The organism is Candidatus Kryptoniota bacterium, assembly GCA_036567965.1.
In the GTDB taxonomy this organism is placed as follows: Bacteria; Bacteroidota; Ignavibacteria; order Kryptoniales; family JAKASW01; genus JAKASW01.
In genome coordinates this window covers 193,703-218,232 of record DATCTN010000021.1, presented here as the reverse complement: position 1 = coordinate 218,232, position 24,530 = coordinate 193,703, and the positions used below count along the sequence as shown (strand labels likewise).

Sequence of the window (24,530 nt, the reverse complement as noted above, 5' to 3'; positions counted from 1 at the left end):
GTCCTCATCATGCGTGACCTTTTCCAAGGAGTACGTGAAAGACCGTCCAGAACAGAATCTGAAAATCCAACCGGAGCGACATGTTTTCAATATAATACAGATCATACTGCAGGTCGATCTTCACATCTTCGATACTCTCATCGTACTTGTATTTCACTCTGGCAAGGCCGGTGAGTCCCGGCTTGATTTTGGACCGTCGTCTATAAAGTGGGATTTCCTTCGCAAGCATGTCGACAAAGAACGGCCTTTCAGGACGAGGGCCGACGAGACTCATATCACCGACAAGCACATTCACAAACTGCGGTGTCTCGTCGAGGTGCGTCTTCCTCATAAATCGGCCTACCGATGTAACTCGTGGGTCGTTCTTTGATGCCCAGACGGGACCACTCTGTTTCTCTGCATCCACGTACATCGACCTGAACTTGATAAGCGTGAATGGTTTCAAGTCCTTGCCGACTCTTTCCTGACGATATATGACCGGTCCGCGGGAATTGATTTTAATGGCGATACAAACCACCAGCCACAATGGAAAACATATCACCAACGCAAAAGCCGATGCCAAGATGTCGATGAGGCGTTTCGTAACTCTTTGCCACTGCGTCATTATTTCAGGGACGACATCTATCAGCGGAAAGCCATACAGCTGAGACACTCTCGCCTGCCCGGCGATGGAGTCGTACAGATCAGGCACAATCTTTATCCCAGCCTCTGCGCCGTTGATGTGTGAGATGACGTCATAAAGGTGTTCTTTTTCAGATTCCTCGAGTGCGATAATCACTTCCCTCGCCTCCATTCTTTCGATCGTCGCGCTCAATCCTGCAACATCCGAAAGGACCGGAGCGGGTAGATTCCCTTTGGATGACGACTCGTTCAGGCTAACGAACCCGAGCGGTTTGTAGCCAAGCGTCTTGAACTTCGAAGCGAGATTATACACCGAGCTTGCTCTTTCACCCGATCCGACTATGATGGCGTTTCTCAATCCGACGCCCCCAATGAGAAGTCTCTTTTGTATGGTCCTGAATCCGATTCTGGCAATACCCGGGAAAGCAATGACAAGTATCCAGTACAAAAGTATGAAGATTCTTAAATGAGGAATCCTCCCCGATCCAGCGTCGTCGAAAAAGATCGCAAAGAAGAGAATGAGTATATAGACCGTCGAGATCTTCAGGATAGCTATGAATTCGTCGAGTCGGGAACTTAAATACGAAAAGTTGTAAAGTCCCCAGAACCAGTACAGGAACATCAAGAACAAGGTGAGGACCACAACCGGCCCCCAAAAATCAGGGACTGTCAGTATGGAGAATAGTCCGCTCCTGATTCGAAAGTAATAGTATATTATATTGGCCAATGTCAGGGAAAGAAAATCTAAAGCCAGTAAGGTGCGCGCTTCTCCACCCTTTTTCACGCTCAATCGTACCATTATCAGCTATATTTCAACGACTGAAGAGTCAACATCATCCCTTTAGATTCTCGATGTGTACCTTAGATCCTTCTCCTAAACCTGCTGCGATTAGGAAGATAGTCCCTCCCGACAAAATAATGAATAGACACGTGTGAATCGACAGACCAGACTCAGAGACAACGAAAACCAACTCAGAGACGATTGTCCTGGCGATTATGGCTCGCGGAGCCATCGACTATTTTTCGGAGATCTTCTTCAAAATCGGCTACTATTCTCTCCCAACTGAGAGAGTGCCGTACAGATTCGAGCCCATTTTCAGAAAGGCCCCCTTCAAGAGATTCTTGCTTTAGGATTTCGACAAGGCCGTTTCCAAAATCATCGGGTGAATCCGCAACGTGAACGAATCTTTGCGCGGCAGAAGGAAGCCCCCGAACTGCGATAGAGGTTGCGACCACCGGCACTCCCAGTACAATCGGTTCGATAACCTTGTTGAGTGTGCCCGCCCCGAACCGGGTTGGAGCGATCGCAACCGCACTCTTTAAGTATTCGGTGACAATATTATCTACGAATCCGGTAACTATGATATTCTCGGACGCCAGACTTCTTACCTTGCGAGTCGGACGACGTCCCACGACAAACAACTTCGCGTCCGGAACTTCTCGCAGGACTCTTGGAAAGATAGTGCTCACAAAATAAAGAACCGCGTCCTCGTTCGGGAAATACGGCATGTTTCCCGTGAAAATGACTCTCCGCTTGTCGGGGGTCCGTCTTGTTCCTTTAAAGAGCTCGGTATCCACTCCGTTGGGGAGTATGTGAAAATCCGCCCTGATGCCCTTTCCTAAAAGATAATCTCGATCCAGGGTTGAGCAGATGAATGACGCATCGTACTTCTCGGCGATACGTTCATAAGCTGCGATCCGGTCACGTTCCATCTTTATCAGCCATCGTGAAACCGGATTTCTCTCAGTCTCGACAAAGCGTGACAGGTAGAGTGAAACCGCATCGGTAAAGTCCAGCACCTTCACTGGTTTCACTGAAGAGACATACTCAATGTATTGTGCACTCCTGATAAAGTGAAAGTAGATTACGTCGGGATCGAACGCCGACGCGATTTCCGCAAGTCTTCTGCCCAACCGGCCGCTTCTATAAAGGGAAACTTGTATAGGCCTCCTGGTAAATACTCCGATCAGCGCGCCGATGGCGGACTTAAGCAGCGAATGCGGAACGGCCTCAATATCTGCTCCGAGCGCACGCACGCCGTCCAGATATTTCTCCTCCGATCGACTTCCCGAGAGACAAAGGACTTTGACAGTATTATTTCTCGCGAGATGTTTTACAATATTGTAGATCTTAAGCTTGTCGCCTTTGTGAGGGGGGTACGGGACGCGCGTGGTAACGATGAGGATCTTCAATCAATTTCCGGTTTGCTTATTGAAGTCACGAATTAAGTTTGAGTAGGTATTCCAAAACAAATCGCCGATTTGATGCCACGAGTATTTTTCACGGACAAATTCGGCGGCCGCGCGCCCGATTTGCGCACGGAGAGCCGAGTCATCAAGAATTTTGACTACATTCTCCGCAAAGTCTCCCGGTGTATCAGCAATGAAAACATGTTTCCCCGGCTCGCAGTTTATTCCTTCGCATCCGATTGAAGTCGTCACAATCGCCTTGCCTGCGGCCATCGCTTCCAGAATCTTGATTCGAATCCCACTCGCGGCGAAGAGGGGAACAATCATTACGCTGGACTCTCTAAAAACTGTGCGCACATCCTCGACGAATCCTTTGACCCTAACGTTTTTTCCATTATCCAGTCTATCAATGCCATGCGACGCATTCTTTCCATATATATTAAACTTAACACTGGGTTTCGATTTTGCAATTATTGGCATCACTTCCTGGACAAACCACTTCAGTCCATCGATGTTGGGGAGCCAATCGAGGCTGCCAACATAACCAATAGTATCCGTTTCTCCGACTGAGCTACCCTCCTTAAAGAAATCTGCGTCGACTCCCGCGGGAATCACATCGGCATCAATGCCGGCTCTCAACGACAGAAGTCGGTCGCGGTCTTGTTCGGTAATCATGATGCACTTGTCCATCTTAGCACAAATACTTGGTTCGTATTCCAGAATTTTCCGCGCCTGTAACGAAGCATATAATCTCAAAGCGGGATTACTTGATGTCTCGGCGAAGCGCTCCGTTATCTTGAATTCAAGATTATGCTCTCTAAGGACCACCGGCACTTCGAGTATCCTCTTCAAGGCAAGTCCGTAATAAGCCATGTGAAGATGGTCAACATGAATAAGTTCGATCTTCTTATCCGCTGCAAATGCGATAACCTTTTTTAGAATCTTCCCGGAATGATATTTCTGAACGTTGATTGGCACGGAAGAGAAGAGATTTCTTACGGCGCTCTTGAAACCGTATTTATATGGAGTCCGCACAATTAATACACTTTCACACAGCCTTGACAATTCCTCCGGCAACTCAGCCTTCTCGTTGCCGGAAACAGCAACAAAAAAGATTTTGGCTCCCCGTTCGGCCAGCAGCCGTGTAATATTAAATATGCTCACACTCCCGCCCTCGGTAAGAGGGTAAGGAATGCGGGGAGCTATCTGAAGTATCCTCACGTGCAACGGCTATCTATTTATCAACGAAGACAAGAACTTGAACAAGCTATCCTTCTGATACTCGAAAGCAAATCTGGAGCTTATCTCGAGAGCATTTCTGCGCACGCTATCCATCCACCGGTGGTCGAGTAGATGTTGTCGTAACTCCTCAGCGTCCTCATATACCAGACCAATATTGGAACTCGTGACGATTTCTTCACATGCTGAGAAAGTACCCCTTTTCATAAAGATAGGAATTCCGGCAATAAAAGCTGCCAGGAAACGCTGGGGGATGCTGTGTGTAAGTTTTAGTCTTTTGGAATTGCCGTTATAAAGTACAAGACAGCCATCAAACTGAGTCATGAACTCAGCGAACTTGCCGTTAACCAAATCAGGCGTGTCGAACCGCTCGAAGAAGTGCACGTAGTGCCCACCAAGATCTTCTCGCGTCGTCTGGCCGCAGTGTACGTGTATCTGACACCTTGTTACTTCAACTATCTGCGCTGTGACATCATTATACGTTTTCGAGAAATCGTTCGTGCCCGGAAAGACAAGATGAGGTTCGCCGGTCTTATCGGACATCAGCGGCATTCTATTCCTGGCAAAGTACTCCGAAGCGTAATATATCGGACCTACAAACATGGAACTGCCGTTCATCCCGAACTTCTTCGTGAAAAAACTTTTCATCGGTTCACTTCCCGTAATGAACCCCTGGACACTTGGAACGTTCCTTCTAAACATGTACAACTCAAGCGACTCTCTTATTTTAGATAGCTGAGAGGTAGGAAATGTCGGCAGATAGTGGACAATCGGAACAGTTGGATCAACCGCACGCAGGAAACGAATGTCTGCAATGACACTGATCCCCCAAGCCGCAAACACCAGATCGACTTTTTCTTTGTCAAGGACATTCTTAATGAATTTCTTTTCGTAGTTTCCTAACGCGAACAGAGAGAAAAATGAGTAATTAAATCCCGAAAGATACCTTAGAATCTTCCTGAGTTTGGCGACGGTTCCAAGCCCCTTCGGATTAACGGGCTCATATAGATTGTAAACTACAAGTTTCTTGCCGATCGCGTCGTGGACAGAAGGAGGTTCTTCATAAAAGTTAGTGAGGCTTGTATTTAACACTACGATGTCCGTGGCGACTTTCGACAATGCGATCAGGTTAGAAATCGCGTCTCCCATTTCACCCAGATAAAGAACTCTCATTGGAAATCCGCGTTGACGCTACTGCGGATCAATAGTTTGGAATATATGGTTGCAGTTTTGCTGCCGGCCGGCAACACACCAGTGGATCCAGCTTGATCATTAGGTTTTACACTTCCTATTCTCTCCATCAAGCGCTCAGATGTACAGCATTGAAGGTTTTGACTAGACAGTCCCATCTCCATTACCATATTGCGCCTTGTTCTCATGAACAGAATATTTGTCTATGATCATCGAAGCAATTACGGCAAAGACCAGGCTAACAATCCAATAGCCTAGCCTCGATACCTGCACAAAGAACGAAAAGAAAACTGCAACGTGTAAATGGGCGACAATTGCAAGAAGCGTCAACGACTTCCTGCGTCGATAGGCTTCGACAGCGACAGAGCAAAATGCTCCAAGCAAATACACAAAGAAGAGAGTTCCGCCTATCCCCCAGTCGGCGTAAAGCTCTCGCAGATAGCTTGCGGTGTTAGTTGACGCTGGAACCGAGTAGGACTTCTGGTATTCTAAAACTGGATCCGTGAGGCCGATCTTGGCAAACAATCTGAAGAACGGCGCAAAAGTATTTCCTCCGATCGGTGTGTGCTCTACACGTCCCGAAAACTCATAGTTCAGGAACTTGTTCAACACAGCAACATCAGAACTAAGATAGAGGTAGATAGAGGGCGTTATAAGCCCAACCCCATTCATATGCGAGAGACTTGTAGTCTCACCGGAAAAACTTTCTCTCATGCCACGAAACTGTCTTATGAACTCCATCCCGAAGATGAAGATAATCAGTATCGAGGCAAGCAGGACTACCTGCTTCCATCTAGCACTCCTCTCTGTGGCCTGTTTTTTCACCTGCGTGAAGAAGAAGGCTGTACCCCATAAGATGATCCCTATAAGCAATCTGCTTCGTCCAAATGCTGCGATCGCATTCGCAAGTTCAACTATGAAAGGAGCCACCGCAAGGAGAATCGGCCGGCGGCGAAGTCCCGCGAAATAACCTCCAACAAAATCAGCTGCTAGACTCACGCTGTCAACGTATGGCCACATGCCAGGAATTCCGCCCTCTTCCCTGCGAAGCGCATACATCAGATTGGCATTGAAAACGACACCTTTCACGCTGCCGAACATTCTCAACAGCACGGTCCAGTGTTGATATGTACCTATTGCCCCGATCAACGTGAGGGTGACAAGGACGATAGTCAGGACATCATGTCGAGGCGCCGGCAGTGCTCGCGTCTCGGGCATTTTGTTAGAATAGAAATTCCGAATTGTTAGAGAGGAAAAAACAAATACCGCCCATGACCCGAAAATAAACATGGTCGTCTCAAAAGAGAGAGCATGATAAGCGATAAGCCTCATTTCAAACAGTATGACCTGGATTCCCCAAACCATTCCATAAATAGTGATATGATTGATCCACCTTCCGAAAGCGCGTACGCCTATCCACATTGTCGCGACAGTGATTAGTACGTATAGGAACAGCGTCAGCTCAGGCACTTGCCCTCCGGAAAGTCAAATTGACCAGGAACTTCTTCTCGTTCTCTTCAAGTGAAAATTTAAAAACAATCAAACCGTAGAGTAAGAAAGAAATGAGTCCGAGAATTATTTTCATTGCAATGACATCCTGGAAGAATATCATACAGATCATGCCCCCAACAAGACAAGAAGCGGGGGTCACGATCTTTTTGACAAAACCTTTCAAGATTCCGACCTTCAATCCAAGTTTTTGGGACGTGAATGTATAAAGCAGGACCGCATCCATAATAATCCTAAAGAAGGTCGCTGTCGCTGCCCCGATCAGGCCAAACTGCTTTATCAATATGAAAGTAACCAAGAAATGGATTGGCAACTCAATAAGATGTATTTTCCCTGTCAAATCCGATCTGCCAACTGCCTGCAAAACTGTGAATGGAAGTTGTGCGACGGAGTTAACCAAGAATGCCAAAGAAAGGATTTCAAAAACCAATCCAGCACTTTGCGCGAAGCTGCTTCCCATCCACAACTTCAAAATCTCCGGCGCAAATATAAACAAGAATGCCCCGACGGGGAGAAACGCGAAAACCAAGATCCGTTCGGATTGTATGTAAAGCTTCCTGAAATCCTGATTCAGTCCACCGGTTCCATGAATCTGACTCAAGGCAGGAAACAGAGCGGAGACCAATCCGACTGACAGGACCAACATTTTTGATGTTGCCTCATAGGGGACCACGTAAAATGTAACGACACTTGTCGCTACCAATGCACTGAGCAGGAATCTTTCCGCGTATTGCAATAGCGGACTCACAACCTGGCTGACCATTGCCCAGCCTCCAAAGACCAAAACCTCTTTCATCAATGAGAAATTAAGTGTCCTGCTGAATTTCCCCCAACTTATGATTCGAGAGATCATCCCAAAAAGTACAATGGTCGTCATCAGGCGACTTAACATCACAAAACCGATTACCCACAATACATCGAAATGCATCCAGACTAAAACCAACGCTCCCCCCCACTGCAAGAATCCATTGATAATCTGGACCAGATTTGACAAATCAAATCTATCAAAACCCATCACGACACCGCGAAACACACTCTGCAGAAGAAGAACGGGCATAGAAACCGCGACAATCTTCAGAGCTATATCTACCGTTAACTCAAATCCTGGTGGCACTGTAAAGAGCAAATGTGCCAATTGAGAATCGAATACGAAGACCAGAACACCGAATATGCCACCAAGAAGGAGGCCAATAACCGTTGAGATGTAGACCACCGATACAACATCTTTGTCTTCACCGATTCCTTTTTTTTCGGCGACAAATTTTGTTACTGCCCGACCTATTCCCAGGTCCCATAACGTGAAATAGGTAATTACCGTCCAGACCAAAGACAATATTGCAAAAGATACGTTTCCCAGTCCCCCAACTATCTTCGGGACCGCAAAAAACATAATCAGCATGACGACGATTTGAGCTGCTATGTTTAATGCGGAGTTCTTATAGACCTGTTTCAAAGAACTTCGTCTTTAACCCTGAACCGCCTTGCAGCATTCGACGCGTAACGTCGCAGCCTTATCTCTAATGAATTTAACCCGTCAGATTGGAGTCTCACCCTCTCAAAGAGATGAACAGAATAAACGAGTGCTGAGAGGACCACAAACGCGAAAATAACCTCAATGAAAAGCCTCTTGGGAACAGTAGGCCTCTCAGGTGGAAGTGCTTTGTCGAGGACTATGACAGCAGGAGTATCTTTCTGTTCCTCAATTTTTGCCTGCTCATATAGCGGCAAAATAAACTCGAGCAGTTTAGTTTGGATTTCATAATCGCGGTAGAGTCTGAGATAAGCAATTCCGAGTTCCGGAACATTTTTAAAAGCTGGGAGAACACTTGCACCCTTGGTGAAATCCGACCCGGACCCAGTTTGCATGTCCATAAGTTTTCGATTCAGTTCCTGGATCTGAAGAGTCTTCAGCTTCACCTGAGGGGCGTCTTCTCCGTATTGTTGTTTCATGACGCCTAGCTCGACTTCGGCCTCTATTCGCTGGGCTTCGAGATCGGCGCCGGCGGATATCGCAGCCTTCGCTTGTTCCGGCATGTCATATACTTTATAGCGCTGCTGAAAATCCTCCAGTGTATCCTCTGCAGACCTCAAGTCTTCCAGATTTTTTGCATACCGTTGCTGAATAAATAATCTGTTATTATGAGCTTCCTCCACGCTTACCTTGACGTAAATCTCATTGAGAAGAACCACTAAATAGTTCGCCATATTCGCTGCGCGATTCGCGTCCTTATCCAAAACGGTAATATTTAGCGCGTCATTTTCATCAATGTCAAAAATCGTATTGGCGCGTAATTCTTTCTCAGCAGTCTCCATCGGATAGCTGCTTATGTCGTAAACCTTGACCAGGTCAAATCTATATATTACCGAATCCATTACGGATCGGCTGTTGAGGATGGCAAGATAGGCGTATGTCGGTGAAGCTGAACCCAATCCTGTTCTGCCAAGCAATGGAGATACGCTTTGAGCTAGAGACGCGAAACCGGACAGCCCGCTTAGAATGTCGGAATTTCTTGGAGGGAGGACCGAAGCTTCTGCCTTGTACCATCTTGGGATCAATAGAAGGATGATCGTGACAATGATCATGACAGCTGCAAACCAGACGAGGAGAAACCATTTCCATTTTGTCAAGACGTAGAGAAATTGCCAGAGCGTACTCCTGCTCCTGGCGCCTGCTAATGTTTCCGCCCCATCTTTCTGTGTCGAATTTGAACTCATTGGACCAATCTTTCTTTCTAATTAAGTAGTTGATCGAGATTGCTAAGGCTGAACTCAGAAGATTAATTCAGCTTAGGCGCGGTCGATCTCCAAAATAACGGATCACTGCTTTTGCCCAAGCTCATCACTGTCCGGTAAAAACAGTATCTCGGAGGGAACGCTGGTACCTGCGCGACACTATCTTTCTCATCTTCCTAAAGACGCCCCGGATCTTCTTGAATGCAAAACGGGGTATGCTATATGGCAGTATCATATGGCCAAGCTCGCGAATCCGGACGGAAAGCATCACCTCGTTAAGCATCGCTTTTACTTTAGATCGGAATAAAGGCCATGTCTGCTCACTCAACTCGATCCTTCCGTGCCACTCTTCCGTCAGCCAAGTGATTATGTTGCGCTTGTATACATCGTTCATTGGAGCAGTTTTTGCAAATGGGCTGTCCAATCCTGGAAATTGCAGAGGAAGGTAATCGTCTAACATTTTTTCATCAACCATTACAAGTGACTGCAATTTATTCAGCAAGGAAGTTGGGATGAAGAAACAATTAGTGTTGACCCATATCCTCGTGCCTTTATTATGAAGACGAGTCCTTTCCCATCTCGTATCAACGAACCCAATTGCGGCATTCAGGAAATACGTCTTTCTGATCAACCAATTGATATTGTTGTCCTTAAGGTAGCTTGGTCCTATCGCTTCAAAAGCCTCGTTCACGAAAAGGACGACATCATATTTTATCTCTTGTTCCCGGAGAAAATTCAAACCCCTTTGCCACCCGGAAAATTCCCTGTCGCTGTTATCACCCTCGAGATAAAAAGTATTCTCATCGAGATTCCGCCACGAACTTCCTTCATTCCTGTTGTCGACTATGAGGCACGTTATATTGCGCTTCTTGCCGTTAATGAGATACGATTTCAGTCTTTCAAAGGCGTGTGGATATTTCTCGTCATAATACTTGACAAAAATCAGGGCGACTTTCGGGTTGAAATTCAATCTCATTCGATGTCTTTGACGGTTACGGAACTATTATTGAAGGTGCTCTGCATTAAAGGGCGAACCGGCATATCATTCATCGTCATGCTCCAATATCCGATTCAAGCGGAACCATATGCGTTATCCAGTATCTTCATTACGCGTTCCGCCGCCTTTCCATCCCACAACTCAGGTACCCTGCTCTTCTTCCACTTTCCGGAATAACATTCCTTCACCAGATTTACAACTTTTTCAGCCGACATCCCGGTGAGTACATTCGTTCCATCTTCTATTGTTGCGGGCCGCTCGGTGTTGTCTCTCAAGGTTATGCACGGTACGTTCAAATAAGTGCTCTCTTCCTGTATGCCACCCGAGTCCGTCAGGATTATCTTCGCGTCCATCATCAGATTCAGGAAGTCCAGGTAGCCGAGCGGGTCCGTCAGCAGCAACTCCTTCACAGCCGCAAATTGTGACGAAAGTCCGAATTCTTCAATACGTTTCCGCGTTCTCGGGTGAATGGGGAACACGATCTTCCCGAATCCCGCAATCTCTTTGAAAATTCTCAAGATGATCTCAAGATTCTTAAGTTCATCCACGTTCGCCGGGCGATGAAGCGTGACGAGAGTGTATTTTCCCGCGGACAATCCAAAGCTTCCCTTCACGAGAGAACGCTTCGCTTTTTCCTTATACATTATCAGCGAGTCGATCATTACATCTCCGACAAGATGAACTTTCTTCTTATCTATTCCTTCATTATTGAGATTGACAATCCCGCTCTCTTCGGTAACGAAGAGATGATCGCTCAAAACGTCTGTCACGATCCTGTTTAGTTCTTCCGGCATTGTCCTGTCAAAACTTCTGAGGCCGGCCTCAACATGAGCAACCGGGATCCACAACTTCGACGCCGTGAGGCTGCATGCTACGGTCGAATTGACATCCCCGACTACTATTACGAGATCCGGCTTTTCCGCGACGAGAATTTTTTCGAATTCTACCATGATCTTTGCGGTCTGAACTGCATGCGAGCCAGAGCCCACTCCCAAATACACATCCGGCTTTGGAAGTTCAAGGTCCTCGAAGAATACTTTAGACATGTTATCGTCATAATGTTGACCGGTGTGAACGATGAGATGTTTTATGTCTTTATTCTTAGAGAACGCCCGATGCAACGGCGCCACTTTCATAAAATTCGGGCGAGCCCCGACCACACTAATAAATTTCAATCGGATCTTCCCTTTTCAATACTCCCTTTTCACTTACCATCGCCCAACAGGACGATCCTATCCCGCCAGTTCCTGACTTTCCTTGTAGCGTTTCTCGAGTCAACTACGCACCTGGAATTTTTGACAATCATGTCGTAGTCATACGATGAATGGTCAGTAGTGATCACAACGCAGTCCATCTTCTTCAGAAGCCGTGGAGTGAGCTTCACGGACTTGAATACCTTCCCATCCACGCGGATCTCAGGTACGTAGGGGTCGTTATAGACTATGTTCTGTGCCCCGTCGGTGAGCAGCAGTTCCATCACTTTTAATGCCGGTGAGTGCCTGGTGTCGTCAACATCCTTCTTGAATGCCACGCCAAGAATCAGGATCTTCGCATTTCGGAATTTGACCGGCCTGAAACTAAGTTCGCGCTGTACCATGTTGCGAACGTAGAAAGGCATGTTCTCGTTGACTTCAGCGGCGAGCGATATGAAATTCGTCTGGAAATCGTACGCTTTCGCGAGCCATTCGAGGTAGTACGGATCGATGAGTATGCAATGTCCCCCGATCCCGGGTCCGGGATAGAATGGCATGAAGCCGAACGGCTTCGTCGCGGCCGCATCGACGACCTCCCAGATATTTATCCCACCCATCCTGTCGCAAAGCTGCGCCAGCTCGTTGACGAGGGCGATATTCACACTCCTGAAAATATTCTCCAGGAGCTTTTCCATCTCGGCAATTTTTGGATTGGACACTTTCACCACCTGGTCGACGCTTTCCATTATTGCGAGAGCGGCCAGCTCCGTACTCGTCTCGTCTATTCCGCCGACGACGGTAGGAATGTTGTTTGTCTTGAACTTATTGTTGCCCGGGTCGATCCGTTCAGGCGAGAACGCCAGAAAAAAGTCTCTCCCCGCCTTCAATCCTGATTTTTCGAGTACGGGCAGAACATGTCCCTCCGTCGTGTTCGGAAACGTTGTGCTTCGAAGCACGACGAGCTGGTTCTTCTTCAATCCTCTTGAAATATTTTCTGCGGCGCTTATGATAAACGAGATATCCGGCTGCTTGTTTGGAGTGAATGGGGTCGGGACACAAATAAAAATCGCATCAAGGGTCCCAATACTTTCGTAATTCTTCTCGGCACGGAGTTTTCCCGATGCGACAACTCTCTTGAAATCCTCGTCGGCAATGTCACCGATATAATTGGTCCCCTTGTTTACATTCGTAACCTTCCGCTCGTCGATGTCAATACCGACAGTCTCAAAACCCTTCGACGCAAATTCGACCGCGAGCGGTAACCCGACGTATCCCAGCCCGATGACTCCAACTCTCATTGTCTTGTTGACAATCTTCATTTTAAGATTTTCAATTTGCGAATTCATCTTCCCTCATATTGAAGTTTATAATAATTCTGATACTCACCCGAAATGATCCGCCCCCACCACTTCTCGTTAGCGACATACCATTTTATGGTCTCGTCAATGCCGTTCTCGAACGAGTGCCGCGGGTTCCAACCAAGTTCGCTTTCCATCTTGGCGCAATCCATCGCGTATCTCCTATCATGCCCCGGTCTGTCCTTCACAAACTTCAGGAGTGTGTGCGGCTTTCCAAGTCGATCGAGAATCATCATGGCCATGTCGATGTTTTGGACCTCATTGCCGCCGCCGATATTATAAATTTCGCCGGGTTTGCCGGTCTGCAGAACCGTATCGATTCCCTCACAATGGTCTTCCACAAAAATCCAGTCCCGTACATTCTTTCCGTCTCCGTATATCGGTAAATCCTTATCCTGAAGAGCGTTGATGATCATGAGCGGAATGAATTTCTCGGGAAACTGGAATGGACCGTAATTGTTAGAGCATCGCGTGATGAGTGTCTGCAGCTTGAATGTTTTGTCCCAGGCTCTCACGAGGAGGTCGGCGCTCGCTTTGCTGGCCGAGTAAGGGCTGTTTGTCGCGATCGGTGTCTTCTCGGTGAATTTCCCCGTCGGACCGAGTGATCCGTAAACCTCATCGGTTGAAACCTGAAGAAACTTTTCCAGTCCGAACTCCCTGGCAGCTTCGAGCAGCGTCAGCGTCCCCTTGATGTTAGTCTCGATGAAAATGCGGGGACCCAGAATGCTTCGATCGACATGAGACTCGGCCGCGAAGTTCACCACAGCGTCGAACTGCCACTCGTGAAACAGCCTGGACACACATGAGCTGTCCGCGATATCTCCCTTGAAGAAATGATAGTGCGGTTCACCTTCAATATCGTTCAGACTTTCGAGATTCCCGGCATAAGTGAGCTTGTCGAGATTTACCAGCTCGATGTCGTTGTGTCTTCGGAGGAAATACCTGATGAAATTGTTTCCGATAAAACCGGCGCCTCCGGTCACCAGAATTGACTTAAGTGGCAGGGACATTGATTACTTAATTAAAATAATTAAAGTGTTATAAAGACTGTGGTACAATAGATGGTTGATTTTCAATTCGCTGTGTGAAAATATACCATCGCTGTTTCAGACTTTCAATAAGTGATTTTCTCCGGTTCGATGTCATGCTGCAGCTGGAAAATCCGAGATTTGTTGGATTGGAGCGTGACGACGCTGGTCAATTTGACTTGCTGCCAACTCTTGTAGATCGTTGGAAAATTGCCTAAGGATAGCTAAATTTAGGAAACTTATGGAGAAGTAAATGGCAAAAGTGTGTGACATCTGCGGAAAGAAGCCGGTTTACGGACACAATGTGAGTCACGCTCACAACATCACCAATCGCAGATGGGATCCGAACCTGCAAAGCGTTCGTGCTATAGTTGACGGAAAAGTGAAGCGCATAAAGGCATGCGCCTCTTGTATTAAACAGGGGCGAGTCAGAAAAGCCGCGTAGTAGAACCTTCCGTATACGAATCAAAATCCCCGGTTAAAGCTAATCATCCCGTTTGGAGAGTGCTCTTACCTGTCCCGCTTTTGAGGATGCTGTAGGACCTCAGCCCCCATAAAGTCTCCTTCGCTATGACTCGGAGAACAGTGTAGAGCGGCATCGCGAGAACCATACCTACTATCCCTTTCAGCTCCCCCGCCACCAGGATCAAGACCACAATCGTTAACGGATGCATCGAGGTGCTTCGGGAGTAGACGAGGGGTACGATCACGATGTCGTCTGCCACTCTGATCGCGACAAAAAGGATAAGTATAGGAACCAGCATGCTCAGGTTTCCAGTCTGGATAAGCGAGACAACTATAGCCGGGACGGCACCGACTATCGGTCCAAGATATGGGATGAGGTTGGCAACTCCGGCGACCACGCCGATAATAACCGCGTACTTTACGCCTATCAATAGGAGACCGAGGATTGAAAGAGTGCCGACTATCGCAGCTTCCGTAAGCCAGGCACGGATGTAAATCCCGAGCTGGATTCCAATCTTTTGAACAATGTTCAAAGTCATCTCGAAGTATTTATTCGGAACCAGCGCGATCATTCCGCGGATCATCATATCACTGTCCTTCAGGAGAAAGAAAGTGACAAACGGGACTATAACCAGGATCATCGCCACGGACCCGGCGCTCGTGATAATTGAAACCCATTTGTCCGCAAGCTCAACCGTCAGTTCGTTAAATTTCTCGGAGAGATTCCCGAAATTGATAAATGATAATTTGGATTGCAGTTCAGTCTGGATTGCCTGGACGCGGACATTGAAATCGGGAGACTTTATGGCGTTTTCCAGACTGACCACCTGTGCAAGGAGGGGCGGAAGAAAAGTCCTGACGAGGCCATAGATTACGGCAATTATCGATCCATAGATGAGGAGAATGCCATAGACTCGCTTCACACCCCTTGTCTCAAGAAACTCGACTAACGGTGACAGCAGGAACGTGCTTAAAATCGCAAGGAGAAAAAGTATGAAGACGCTTCCCAGGAGTGAGACGAACCAGAGCGCTGCCAGCAAGAATACGATCAGTAGAAATACTTTGAAGCTATTCTTTTTAAATATCGACCGCATCATCATCGTCCTTTAGAATTTTCCGAAGCACCTTTGAGATTGTATTCCACTCAAATCCGCGGCGAGCGAGAAATGCTGCGAGCCGTTCACGCCGCTTGGATAAATCAAGGCTTTGCATGCTGCGCATTCTCGAACGTGCCGCTTCACACGCAAGCTCGAATTGTCTTTCGTCTGTACCGATCCCGGCAACAGCTGCAGCGGCCAGTTCCTTTGACACACCCTTTTCACGCAGCCTCCGTTCCAGTTCTCTCCTGCCGAGAGGTTTGGATGCGGTCTTAGTGGCAACGAATGCCTCGGCAAATCTGGAATCGTCGAGCAAGCCAAACGATCCTAATTTGTCGAGCACCCGGACGATCACCTCCTGTTGAAAGCCTTTCTTCCGCAATCTCCCGCTGAGTTCACTAGCAGTTCTCATTCTGTAGTTGAGAAGTCGGACGGCGGAAAGGTAACCCTCCGTGAAATTCTGAGCGTCCTGGATCCGGCCGATTTGCTCGGAACTCAGGTCGTCGTTCCGTCGCAGTCCAAAATCTACGAGGACTTCTTTCCTGACGACAAATGCGCTCCCGTCTTCAAACACCAGCTTGAACTTTCCTCCCTGACCGGATCTTTCAATCGAAGCTATGCGCATCGTTCAGGCCGCATGGGACAAGACGCGGATTAGTCTCTCTGTTTCTTAACTTCCTTTTGTTTTTCCGGTTTTTCAGGAGCATTTGATCCGCCGTTACTGCCATTCTTTAGCGCGCCAAGTCCAAGTTTGCTGCGGACTTCGTTTTCCAATTCGTTTAGCGCCGCAGGAGTATCCTGGAAATATTTTTTGGCGGCGTCTCTTCCCTGTCCTAAACGATCTGACTTGTACGAAAACCATGTACCGCTCTTCTGAACAATATTCTGATCGACTGCCACGTCAAGCAGATCTCCCACCCGGGAGATTCCTTCGCTGTAAGCTATATCGAACTCAACTTCCTTAAAGGGTGGAGCGACTTTGTTCTTCACGACTTTCACCCGAACCCGGTTGCCGATGATTTCCGCTCCTTCTTTGATGTGATCCCGCTTGCGTATGTCGAGTCGAATGGCCGCATAAAATTTCAGAGCATTGCCTCCGGTCGTCGTTTCGGGATTTCCGTACACAATTCCGATTTTGCTTCTGAGTTGATTCGTAAAGACCACGGACGTGTTGCTCTTGTTGATCGCGGCAGTTAGTTTCCGCAGCGCCTGGGACATAAGTCGCGCCTGGGCGCCCATCTGGGCGTCTCCCATTTCGCCTTCGATTTCAGCGCGTGGCGTGAGCGCGGCGACAGAATCGATCACCACAACATCAATCGCTCCGCTCCTGACGAGTGTCTCGACGATGTCGAGTGCCTGTTCGCCGAATTCGGGCTGCGAGAGAAGCAAATTATTCGTGTCGACGCCGATTCGCTTTGCGTAATTCATATCAAGGGCATGTTCAGCGTCTATGAATGCCGCGATTCCACCGCGACGTTGGGCCTCTGCAATGACACTCAGACACAAAGTAGTTTTCCCGGAAGATTCCGGACCAAAAATCTCAGTTATTCTACCTCTCGGTATTCCTCCGATTCCCAGCGCCCAGTCCAATGAGATCGATCCCGTAGAAATCGAGTCGACCTTCGCTATCGGTCCTTCCCCCAATTTCATTACGGCGCCTTTGCCATAGTCGCGCTCGATTTGAGTCAACGCAATGTCAAGCGCTTTAAGTTTCGCTTCTTTGTCTTCAGCCATTTTTGGAACTACCTTTCTGTCCGTCTAGGTCAGCGGACGCTCCCTCGGACTCTTGTAATGGAAATTCGTGCAAGATTCTATATTCCGAACCCGACCTGTCGGGGTTCATAAAGCTTTCGAACAGGGCAACACTTCGTGGGACAAACCGCTCCACGCCCAATTTACTCTCGGACCAAAACTTCTGCAAGTCGATTGACGATTCTTTCCTGCCGCGATATTCCTTGAGCCTCGCGAGAGTGATGTGTGGCTTGTAGCCGCGCTGCTCCGGAGTGACGCCATATTTCGCGGAGCTTAACTCAATAGTTCGCGCAATTTTTGACAGCGATCCGTCGTCGCTGCAGTCGATCCAGATTCCCCGTTTCATTTTCTCGTTTGGGAAATAATTCATGCCCGCCAATCGTACCGGAGAAAATCCGACCGAACTCTTATTCAAGTCGTTCCTAGCAGATGCAAATAGCTCCTCAAGTCCGTCCTTCCCAAATTCTCCGATGAACTGCAGGGTTATATGCAGTTTGCTTTTGCTCTCGAGTCTCGCTCCCGGCTCGAAAGCGAACAATTCGTTCTGGAGTTCACCGATTTTCGACTTGATCTGATCAGGAATTGTCGCCCCAAAGAAAATTCTCATCACAACATTCCAAGAATTCTTTTTCTCACCATTTCAAGCGCGGTCTGTGACACTCGATCCTTGAATACCAGTCGCCCGTCCGGGAACATATGACGCGCGACCATGATCCCTGAAGAGTCGGCAAGGCCGACATACACAAGTCCGACCGGCTTTTCCTCAGTCCCGCCCGTCGGCCCCGCAATCCCTGTTACTGAGATTCCGATATCGGTGCCCGATATCCTCCTCACTCCATCAGCCATTGCACGAGCCACCTCTTCACTAACCGCTCCCTTGCTCGAAATCAATTCTGCCGGTACTCCGAGAATCTTTATCTTTGCGTCATTGCTGTAGCTCACGATGCCCCTGTTGAAGTAGGCTGAGCTTCCAGAGATGTTCGTGATACGATGAGAGATATAACCGCCGGTGCAGCTTTCAGCTACGGCGATCGTCAGTCCTTTTTCCTTCAGGAGATTTCCGACGACTTCCTCGATATCGATTTCCCCTTCGGCATAAATAAACTTGTTCGCCTTTTCCCTGATCCGACTTTCGACTTCCTGAATAATCGAATCAACTTCGGCAGCTGTTTTTGCTTTGACGGTAATCCGCAGGCGGACACCAAATTGACTCGGCAGGAACGCGAGAGTGGCCTTGCCCTTCAATATATCATCTACATTTCCGAGTAGTTCAAACAGCGAGGACTCCGCGATACCAGTCGTCTTGAGAACTTTGTGCCTGATCACCTGCCCGATCGCGCGAGAGCTGAGCTTCGGAACGACATACTCGTTCATCAGGTTTTCCATTTCATGCGGGACGCCAGGCATCACAGCGAAAAATTTTCCGTCGCGCTCAAAGAGCATTCCCGGAGCAGTCCCCCAATGATTCATGAGCACTTCGCAAGTCGACGGAACGAGTGCCTGTTCTTCGTTTACTTTTCTCATCGGCACGTTTCGCTTGAGGAGTCTGTCACGCACGTTCGCGAGGACTTCATTATTCATCACGAGTTTGTCGTCGAAGAAGTCGGCGACCACTTTCTTCGTGATGTCGTCGTGTGTCGGACCCAGTCCGCCCGTCACCATGATCGCATCAAAATTCCCGTAGTGTTCCTTGAACGCCGCCATAATTTCGCCATAGTCGTCGCCGACTACGACAGTTCGTTTGACCTCAATTCCAATTTCCGACAATTTCTTGCCGATGAATGCTGAATTGGTATTTGTAACCTGTCCGATCAGAATCTCATCGCCGATTGTGATAATGGCCGCTGTTTTCATTCTAAAAAAATCGCAGATAGATTTGGATGAGTAAATTTGTGTATATGCCGCAGGTGAGATCGTCGAGCATTATTGCCAGACCGCCTGCGTTCTTGTCGAATCGGCTGGCGGGAAACGGCTTTATGATATCGAGCAGCCTGAAGAGAAGAAATGCGGCCACAACGACGACGATTTTCTTCGGAAGAAATACGAATGAGGTCCACATACCTACGATTTCGTCGATGACGACACGTGACGGGTCGTGGCCGTACACTTTTTCCATTTTACCGGAGGCAAATGCACCCCAAAAGAAAAACACAGCAGTTGCGGGGATAATAATCTGGTTCTTCTCAAAACCGGGAATGAGATATATCAGGATTCCGACGAGCGATCCGGCAGTACCCGGAGCTACCGGTGAAAGCCCGCTCCCCAGTCCTGTAGAGACCAGTTTGTCGATAATGGTGGCTTTGCGCTCACTCAGATTCTGGTCTTCCACCCACGAACCGAAAGAAAGAATGAATAATCTTCAGGTTTTCCAGAACATACTGGACGCCGGTTCCAAATGTGAGAATCGTGACCACGAGCATCGAATAGTAGACCACATTTCTATCGAGAATAAGTTCCGTGACCGGTGACAACGCAGTGAAAGTATTTCTAAAGACGACCGCGAGCAAGATGCCATAAATGAAAACCATTTGGGTAAATGTCTTCACTTTTGCGCTGAAGTTTGTAGCCATCGACTGTCCCCGCAGCTCGGCAAACGAACGAAGAATCGTAATGGAAATATCCCGTACAACAATAACCGCAACCATCCACCAGCCGACCATTCCAAGCCACGCAAAAGCAATAAAAGCGGCCGAAGTGAGAACCTTATCCGCGAGCGGATCGAGGAACACGCCCCATTTGGTAACTTTCCCGAGTTTACGCGCGATCCAGCCGTCGTACCAGTCAGTCAGTGCAGCGACAGCGAATACCATCACCGAAACCTGCTTCAGAATAAGTCGCTCACTCACAAACATGACAACAAAAATCGGAGTGAGAAGAATTCTTAGAATTGTAAGCTGGTTCGGTAGCGTCATCTTGAGACAATTTAAGTTTGATCGGAATCGCGGTCAAGTAATTAAACATGCAGCCGCTAATCTTCATAAGTCAATTGAATTTGAAGAGTTAACGAAATATTTTAAAGTAATGACGAACAATTCCCTTCGGTCAAAGAGGGCCGATCGGCCGGAGGCTGAACCAGCGAAGAACGTGGCAGAAGTTGTCTTAGGTCTTGGTAGGAAATTCTTTCCTCAGGTCGTCAAACTCAGGCGTCACCTACATCGATATCCCGAACTTGCATTTGAAGAACTCATTACAGGAAAGACGCTGGCAGAAGAGTTGAATAATTCTGGCGTTAAAGTCACGAAGGGTGTCGGGAAAACAGGTATCGTTGGTGTATTGAAGGGCACCGGCTCCGCGGGGACCGTTGCGTTGCGTGCCGACATGGATGCGCTCCCGATCGACGAGCAAAGTGGTGTCTCATTCTCGAGCCAGTCAAAGGGAAAAATGCACGCGTGCGGGCATGACGCTCACATGGCGATGCTCATCGGAGCTGCGAGGATTCTCTCACATATGAGAAACGATCTCCGTGGAAAAGTAATTTTCATCTTTCAGCCCAGTGAAGAAAAAAACCCGGGTGGTGCACCGGGAATGATTCGGGACGGGGCGGTCTCCGATGCCGATGTAATTTTCGGTCAGCATATCACGACTGATCTTCCCACCGGTCGGATCGGATTTCACGCCGGACCGATGATGGCTTCCGCGGACGAACTCTATTTCACGATAATCGGTAAGGGCGGACATGGAGCCAAGCCTCACGACGCCATCGACCCGATTTTCATCTCGGCGCAGGTGATCACGTCCCTCCAATCAGTGATAAGCCGGATGAAGGATCCGCTCGATCCTTCGGTCTTGACGATCGGCTCGATCCATGGAGGAACGGCCACAAACATAATCCCTGACTCGGTGAAATTATCGGGCACACTCAGGACAATGAATGAGAGCTGGCGCAGTAAGGCCCTTAAGTTGATTAGTTCAACGGCAAAGCAGACTGCGTCGTCGGTGGGAGGAAGGTGCGACTTCACGATAAGCAGCGGTTACCCTGTACTGGTGAATTCAGAATCCGAGACAGAGTTTGCCAGGCAAGCTGCGCAGAATTTGTTTGGGAAAAAGTCCGTAATCACGGTGCCCGCGGTGATGGGGGCAGAAGATTTCGCTTATTTCCTCCGAGTTGTCCCCGGCACGTTCTGGTGGATCGGTGCGGGCAACAGGAAAATGGGTGCCACCTCTTCAATTCACAGCTCATCATTTCGGATAGACGAAGAAGCTATGTTTTACGGTTCTTCCCTGCTCGCATTCCTCGCAATCGAATATCTGAGACAGCGTGAACGCGACACTTAAACAGGCCGCAGGCGCATCCCTTCAGAAGATATTCGAGTTGATCGTCAATTCAGGCGCCGCGATTCAGCCGGGCGAGTTCATCGAGAAGCTCGAATCCTGGGCGGAGAACTCACCGGACCAGCTGATGGCTCTGAATAATTTTGAGCGGTTCCTGTCGACGACGCCGAATATCGCATCGGTGGTCTCAGACTTTGGAAAGAGCGAAAAGCTGTCTCAGGACTTCCTCCGGATAGTCTCTACAAGCCAGTATCTCGCCGACATAATGGTCACGCACCCCACGTATTTCCGGTTTCTGTTTTCTCCGGTTGGAATTGAAAACCAGTTGAACCCGGCCGCGCTCCTGTCCGAGATTACACGTCAGGTATCGATTTATGGAGAGGCGTCTCACAAGACGGATTACATCAGACGAATTTACAAGAGGGAAATTCTGAGAATTGGGGGAAGGGACATTTGCGGACGTGACGAATTGCCGGGTACCACCCTTCAGATTTCCCAACTCGCGGATTCAATTCTCAAGAGCTCATTCGAAATTGTAACCGAAATATTCAAAATGAAATACGGAGTATCGCCTCCGCCGGTGTCGTGTATCGCGCTCGGGAAGTTCGGCGGCAACGAGCTGAACTACAGTTCAGACATCGACCTCATGTTCCTTTATTCCGATTCGGAGGACAGTCAGGAAATTTCCGAGAAGGCAAACTACTTCGTGAACCAGCTTGTGAAGCTGCTGACATCAGAATCACCGGAAGGTCATCTCTACAGAATAGATCTAAGGCTGCGGCCTGATGGTGCGGCCGGTTCGGTAGCCCGGAGCCTGGGCAGTGCTATCACCTATTACGAATCGCGCGGCGAGTTGTGGGAAAGACAAATGCTGATAAAGGCCCGTCATGTAGCCGGTGAGGAGTTAGTCAGTAGCACGTTCCTCAATCATATGCGGCCTTTCGTATACCCGCGGACATGGTTCGAAAATCCTATCGATGAAATCCCGCGCATGAAAGTGAGAATCGAGGCCGCAAACCCGAACGAGCTCAACGTCAAGTCGCGGCGCGGCGGAATCAGGGATATCGAGTTCATAGTCCAGGCGCTTCAGCTGCTCAACGGAGGTCTGAAGCCTGAGGTTCGGGAAGGCAACACACTTATCGCTATAATGCTTCTAGGAAAAAATAAAATCATCAGCAAACAGGAATCATCTCTACTTACCGACGCGTACTCTTTTTACAGATTGGTCGAACATCGACTCCAGCTTCTCCTCAACATTCAGACTCACACTCTCCCCTCCGACCTTGTCGAATTCCGAAACCTCTCCAAGCGGTGCGGTTACAAAAACGAGAGAAGGTTCAGGAACGAATTGTTCGGCTATTTCGACCGTGTAGCAGGAATGTTCGACAGTGTTTTCAAGATCGACCAGCCAATCGAGAGGTCGGAAATAGAGCAGCTCCTCGAAGGTTCTCTGAACGACGAGCGAACAAAACACGTTCTCGAAAACTACGGCCTGGTAAAGTCGGCAGAGAGCTACCGCAACACCCAGTTCCTATCGCGGGGCGTCACGCGCGCCGGAGACGTCGAGTTCCCCGCGGTGGTGACGAAAGCCTTCAGGGAGATCGCGCCCGCATTGTTCGAGGACATGAAATTGACAGTGGACCCCGATCTCACGCTGAGGAACCTTGCGAGAATCGTGCCGACGGTCAAGAGTCTGGAAGTATTTTACGGATCGCTCGCCGACGAGAATTTTAGACGGCTGATCCTTACCCTTTGTTCGAAGGCGACAAGGTTCGTCGATTATTTGACCGTGCAGCCTATTCTGTTCGATCTTGCGATTTCCCGCGACCAGCTTCTGGACCGTGCGATATTCGTTTCGGATTCGCTCGGCACACCGCTTCTCAAAGAATTCAACGAGCTCAAGCTCGGGATGCTGTATCTTCTCGGTGAGATTACGCTTCACGAAATGGAGGAGACATGGACGAGATTTACCGAAACGCTCCTGACAAGCGCGTGCGATTCCCTTTTTCATAAGAACAAACCGACTATCATTGCCGGTGGAAAGCTCGGTACAAGAGAGATGTCGTTCCTCTCGGACCTCGACGTCATATTCATCCTACCCGATAAACACAAAGCCATGAAACCTGCCATCGAAAAGAAAATTTCCAAGCTCCAGGAACTATTCCTCGATGAGAATGGTGCTCAGGTGATTTCCATAGACTTGAAACTCCGACCGGAGGGCAAAAGCGCTCCTCTCTTGATGACCGAGTCTGAATATAAAGTTTACCTAGAGAAGAGACTGTCGATCTGGGAATTAATGGCAATGACTCGTTTCAGGTCGCTGTCAAACGATCAGGAAGTGATGAATCTGATCTCGCATGCTCTTCAGAATTTTCAATTAACTCGTGACGCGCTCAAGGAAATCCTGTCGCTCTACAGTAAAGTCATTCAGAGCAAAAGTTACTTTGACGAAATAGATATTAAATTCGGAGACGGAGGGATCTTTGCAATCGAATTTCTCGTCCAGGCTCTCATATTGAAAGACCCAAAGCGGACCGTAGCATTCATACCGGCGAGTGTACCGCAACTTATCGACGAGTTGAGGGGAATTGATTTTCTGGAAGAGGCGGCGGCCGAAGAAATAAAAGAGTCGTACGAATTCTATCGGATGATAGAGTTTTCGAATTACGTTTCACTTTCGAAGACCAGCCACAAGATTCCACACGATGAAGCCGAGCTCGCGTCACTTTCCGCTTTACTCGATTTCAAAAACCCGACTGAATTCAGCGACAGCCTCAAGTCAAGGATGCGCCACATGAGCTCGCTCTTCAAGAAGACGATTCAAGATCTGCAGGCAGACGCCAAGTAGTGGCACGCTTGGGAAGAATCGAGAAGCGGCAGCACAA

Annotated in this window: 21 protein-coding genes; 3 read left to right on the top strand and 18 right to left on the bottom strand. The window is 48.4% G+C overall.

The features are described 5' to 3' along the window. Positions 1 to 7: 7 nt before the first annotated feature. The 11 genes from VIS48_09290 to rfbB form a co-directional block, all read right to left on the bottom strand. Complete coding sequence (locus VIS48_09290) at positions 8 to 1,420, bottom strand: sugar transferase (protein HEY9166341.1); 1,413 nt, start codon at positions 1,418 to 1,420, stop codon at positions 8 to 10. A gap of 173 nt (positions 1,421 to 1,593) precedes the next feature. After that, positions 1,594 to 2,814 carry a glycosyltransferase gene (locus VIS48_09285; GenBank protein HEY9166340.1) on the bottom strand — a complete coding sequence of 407 codons (1,221 nt, stop codon included), beginning with the start codon at positions 2,812 to 2,814 and terminating at the stop codon, positions 1,594 to 1,596. After that, a complete protein-coding gene (locus VIS48_09280; GenBank protein ID HEY9166339.1) occupies positions 2,815 to 3,975 on the bottom strand; it encodes a glycosyltransferase family 4 protein in 1,161 nt (386 codons plus the stop codon). 66 nt (positions 3,976 to 4,041) lie between these two features. Beyond that, positions 4,042 to 5,223, bottom strand: a complete 1,182-nt coding sequence (locus tag VIS48_09275) for a hypothetical protein (GenBank protein ID HEY9166338.1) — start codon at positions 5,221 to 5,223, stop codon at positions 4,042 to 4,044. Positions 5,224 to 5,385: 162 nt separating this feature from the next. Then, positions 5,386 to 6,711: an O-antigen polymerase gene (locus tag VIS48_09270; protein HEY9166337.1), complete on the bottom strand. Its 1,326-nt coding sequence runs from the start codon at positions 6,709 to 6,711 to the stop codon at positions 5,386 to 5,388. Next, a complete protein-coding gene (locus tag VIS48_09265; GenBank protein ID HEY9166336.1) occupies positions 6,704 to 8,203 on the bottom strand; it encodes a flippase in 1,500 nt (499 codons plus the stop codon). Before VIS48_09265 ends, VIS48_09270 begins: the two co-directional genes overlap by 8 nt. Continuing rightward, entirely contained in the window at positions 8,200 to 9,465 is a 1,266-nt protein-coding gene (locus tag VIS48_09260) for a Wzz/FepE/Etk N-terminal domain-containing protein (protein ID HEY9166335.1), read from the bottom strand. Before VIS48_09260 ends, VIS48_09265 begins: the two co-directional genes overlap by 4 nt. Positions 9,466 to 9,589: 124 nt before the next feature. Further along, complete coding sequence (locus VIS48_09255) at positions 9,590 to 10,459, bottom strand: hypothetical protein (protein HEY9166334.1); 870 nt, start codon at positions 10,457 to 10,459, stop codon at positions 9,590 to 9,592. Positions 10,460 to 10,554: 95 nt separating this feature from the next. After that, complete coding sequence (wecB, locus tag VIS48_09250) at positions 10,555 to 11,655, bottom strand: UDP-N-acetylglucosamine 2-epimerase (non-hydrolyzing) (GenBank protein HEY9166333.1); 1,101 nt, start codon at positions 11,653 to 11,655, stop codon at positions 10,555 to 10,557. A gap of 29 nt (positions 11,656 to 11,684) precedes the next feature. Further along, positions 11,685 to 13,019, bottom strand: coding sequence for a nucleotide sugar dehydrogenase (locus tag VIS48_09245; protein ID HEY9166332.1), 1,335 nt, complete (start codon positions 13,017 to 13,019; stop codon positions 11,685 to 11,687). Beyond that, the gene (rfbB, locus tag VIS48_09240) at positions 13,016 to 14,041 is read right to left on the bottom strand and encodes a dTDP-glucose 4,6-dehydratase (protein HEY9166331.1); all 1,026 of its coding nucleotides are present in this window, start codon (positions 14,039 to 14,041) and stop codon (positions 13,016 to 13,018) included. The genes VIS48_09245 and rfbB overlap by 4 nt, the downstream gene beginning before the upstream one ends. A 271-nt stretch (positions 14,042 to 14,312) precedes the next feature. On the opposite strand from rfbB, the gene rpmB reads away from it, so the two are divergent. Next, positions 14,313 to 14,504, top strand: a complete 192-nt coding sequence (gene rpmB / locus VIS48_09235) for a 50S ribosomal protein L28 (protein ID HEY9166330.1) — start codon at positions 14,313 to 14,315, stop codon at positions 14,502 to 14,504. 43 nt (positions 14,505 to 14,547) lie between these two features. Here rpmB and VIS48_09230 read toward each other — a convergent pair whose 3' ends face one another. The 7 genes from VIS48_09230 to pgsA are packed head-to-tail and all read right to left on the bottom strand — an operon-like array spanning position 14,548 to position 20,285. Next, positions 14,548 to 15,618 carry an AI-2E family transporter gene (locus VIS48_09230; protein HEY9166329.1) on the bottom strand — a complete coding sequence of 357 codons (1,071 nt, stop codon included), beginning with the start codon at positions 15,616 to 15,618 and terminating at the stop codon, positions 14,548 to 14,550. After that, on the bottom strand, positions 15,602 to 16,246 hold the full coding sequence (locus tag VIS48_09225) for a RecX family transcriptional regulator (protein HEY9166328.1): 645 nt from the start codon (positions 16,244 to 16,246) through the stop codon (positions 15,602 to 15,604). The genes VIS48_09230 and VIS48_09225 overlap by 17 nt, the downstream gene beginning before the upstream one ends. 29 nt (positions 16,247 to 16,275) lie before the next feature. Further along, entirely contained in the window at positions 16,276 to 17,355 is a 1,080-nt protein-coding gene (gene recA, locus VIS48_09220; protein ID HEY9166327.1) for a recombinase RecA, read from the bottom strand. After that, complete coding sequence (thpR, locus tag VIS48_09215; GenBank protein ID HEY9166326.1) at positions 17,348 to 17,980, bottom strand: RNA 2',3'-cyclic phosphodiesterase; 633 nt, start codon at positions 17,978 to 17,980, stop codon at positions 17,348 to 17,350. The genes recA and thpR overlap by 8 nt, the downstream gene beginning before the upstream one ends. Then, positions 17,980 to 19,227 carry a competence/damage-inducible protein A gene (locus VIS48_09210; protein HEY9166325.1) on the bottom strand — a complete coding sequence of 416 codons (1,248 nt, stop codon included), beginning with the start codon at positions 19,225 to 19,227 and terminating at the stop codon, positions 17,980 to 17,982. The genes thpR and VIS48_09210 overlap by 1 nt, the downstream gene beginning before the upstream one ends. 1 nt (position 19,228) lies before the next feature. Further along, entirely contained in the window at positions 19,229 to 19,702 is a 474-nt protein-coding gene (locus tag VIS48_09205) for a phosphatidylglycerophosphatase A (GenBank protein ID HEY9166324.1), read from the bottom strand. Continuing rightward, positions 19,680 to 20,285 (bottom strand): CDP-diacylglycerol--glycerol-3-phosphate 3-phosphatidyltransferase, encoded by a 606-nt coding sequence (gene pgsA / locus VIS48_09200; GenBank protein HEY9166323.1) that lies wholly within the window; start codon positions 20,283 to 20,285, stop codon positions 19,680 to 19,682. Before pgsA ends, VIS48_09205 begins: the two co-directional genes overlap by 23 nt. A 172-nt stretch (positions 20,286 to 20,457) precedes the next feature. Here pgsA and VIS48_09195 point away from each other — a divergent pair, with 172 nt between their 5' ends. Beyond that, positions 20,458 to 21,648, top strand: a complete 1,191-nt coding sequence (locus VIS48_09195) for an amidohydrolase (GenBank protein ID HEY9166322.1) — start codon at positions 20,458 to 20,460, stop codon at positions 21,646 to 21,648. Then, a complete protein-coding gene (locus tag VIS48_09190; protein ID HEY9166321.1) occupies positions 21,632 to 24,493 on the top strand; it encodes a hypothetical protein in 2,862 nt (953 codons plus the stop codon). Before VIS48_09195 ends, VIS48_09190 begins: the two co-directional genes overlap by 17 nt. Positions 24,494 to 24,530 lie beyond the last annotated feature (37 nt).

Bases quoted from the DNA above. Each gene is read 5' to 3' on its own strand.
- VIS48_09290 (HEY9166341.1), bottom strand. From the start codon at position 1,420: ATGGTACGATTGAGCGTGAAAAAGGGTGGAGAAGCGCGCACCTTACTG.
- VIS48_09275 (HEY9166338.1), bottom strand. From the start codon at position 5,223: ATGAGAGTTCTTTATCTGGGTGAAATGGGAGACGCGATTTCTAACCTG.
- VIS48_09260 (HEY9166335.1), bottom strand. From the start codon at position 9,465: ATGAGTTCAAATTCGACACAGAAAGATGGGGCGGAAACATTAGCAGGC.
- rpmB (HEY9166330.1), top strand. From the start codon at position 14,313: ATGGCAAAAGTGTGTGACATCTGCGGAAAGAAGCCGGTTTACGGACAC.
- VIS48_09245 (HEY9166332.1), bottom strand. From the start codon at position 13,019: ATGAATTCGCAAATTGAAAATCTTAAAATGAAGATTGTCAACAAGACA.
- rfbB (HEY9166331.1), bottom strand. From the start codon at position 14,041: ATGTCCCTGCCACTTAAGTCAATTCTGGTGACCGGAGGCGCCGGTTTT.
- VIS48_09230 (HEY9166329.1), bottom strand. From the start codon at position 15,618: ATGCGGTCGATATTTAAAAAGAATAGCTTCAAAGTATTTCTACTGATC.
- pgsA (HEY9166323.1), bottom strand. From the start codon at position 20,285: ATGACGCTACCGAACCAGCTTACAATTCTAAGAATTCTTCTCACTCCG.
- VIS48_09255 (HEY9166334.1), bottom strand. From the start codon at position 10,459: ATGAGATTGAATTTCAACCCGAAAGTCGCCCTGATTTTTGTCAAGTAT.
- thpR (HEY9166326.1), bottom strand. From the start codon at position 17,980: ATGAGAATTTTCTTTGGGGCGACAATTCCTGATCAGATCAAGTCGAAA.
- recA (HEY9166327.1), bottom strand. From the start codon at position 17,355: ATGGCTGAAGACAAAGAAGCGAAACTTAAAGCGCTTGACATTGCGTTG.
- VIS48_09225 (HEY9166328.1), bottom strand. From the start codon at position 16,246: ATGCGCATAGCTTCGATTGAAAGATCCGGTCAGGGAGGAAAGTTCAAG.
- VIS48_09210 (HEY9166325.1), bottom strand. From the start codon at position 19,227: ATGAAAACAGCGGCCATTATCACAATCGGCGATGAGATTCTGATCGGA.